Below are 1,098 nucleotides of genomic sequence, written 5' to 3' on the forward strand. Positions count from 1 at the left end.
GCGGCAGGACGAAAAGACCCCGGGACCTTCACTATAGCTTGGTATTGGTGTTCGGTACGGTTTGTGTAGGATAGGTGGGAGACTGTGAAACGGGCACGCCAGTGTTCGGTGAGTCGTCGTTGAAATACCACTCTGGTCGTATTGGACTTCTAACCTCGGGCCATGATCTGGTTCAGGGACAGTGCCTGGTGGGTAGTTTAACTGGGGCGGTTGCCTCCTAAAGTGTAACGGAGGCGCCCAAAGGTTCCCTCAGCCTGGTTGGCAATCAGGTGTCGAGTGCAAGTGCACAAGGGAGCTTGACTGTGAGAGTGACAGCTCGAGCAGGGACGAAAGTCGGGACTAGTGATCCGGCACCGGCATGTGGAAGCGGTGTCGCTCAACGGATAAAAGGTACCCCGGGGATAACAGGCTGATCTTCCCCAAGAGTCCATATCGACGGGATGGTTTGGCACCTCGATGTCGGCTCGTCGCATCCTGGGGCTGGAGTAGGTCCCAAGGGTTGGGCTGTTCGCCCATTAAAGCGGCACGCGAGCTGGGTTTAGAACGTCGTGAGACAGTTCGGTCTCTATCCGCCGCGCGCGTCAGAAACTTGAGGAAGGCTGTCCCTAGTACGAGAGGACCGGGACGGACGAACCTCTGGTGTGCCAGTTGTTCCGCCAGGGGCACTGCTGGTTTGCTACGTTCGGAAGGGATAACCGCTGAAAGCATCTAAGCGGGAAGCCTGTTCCAAGATGAGGTTTCTCACCCACTCGATGGGTTAAGGCCCCCTACAGATGATGGGGTTGATAGGCTGGAACTGGAAGCCCGGTAACGGGTGTAGGTGACCGGTACTAATAGGCCGAGGGCTTACTGACGAAGAATTGTTACGCGTCCACTGTGTAGTATCTGAGACAACACATGTTGTTTTATAGAGTTACGGTGGTTATAGCGGTAGGGAAACGCCCGGTCCCATTCCGAACCCGGAAGCTAAGCCTGCCAGCGCCGATGGTACTGCACTCGACAGGGTGTGGGAGAGTAGGACACCGCCGGAACATCATTACACGGTAGGGGACCCAGATTCTGGGTCCCCTACCGGCGTTTGGGGCGTATTTCCGCCCG

At 56.6% G+C, this 1,098-nt stretch carries 2 rRNA genes; both read left to right on the plus strand.

Features of this window, described 5'->3' with window-relative positions:
- Positions 1 to 854 (plus strand): 23S ribosomal RNA (locus APZ21_RS05520); the annotation flags it as partial.
- Between the two features lie 60 nt (positions 855 to 914).
- Positions 915 to 1,031: ribosomal RNA gene (gene rrf, locus APZ21_RS05525) — 5S ribosomal RNA — on the plus strand.
- The last annotated feature ends 67 nt before the right edge of the window (positions 1,032 to 1,098 follow it).

It is taken from the genome of Nocardia arizonensis (assembly GCF_001310275.1).
Lineage (GTDB): Bacteria > Actinomycetota > Actinomycetes > Mycobacteriales > Mycobacteriaceae > Nocardia > Nocardia arizonensis.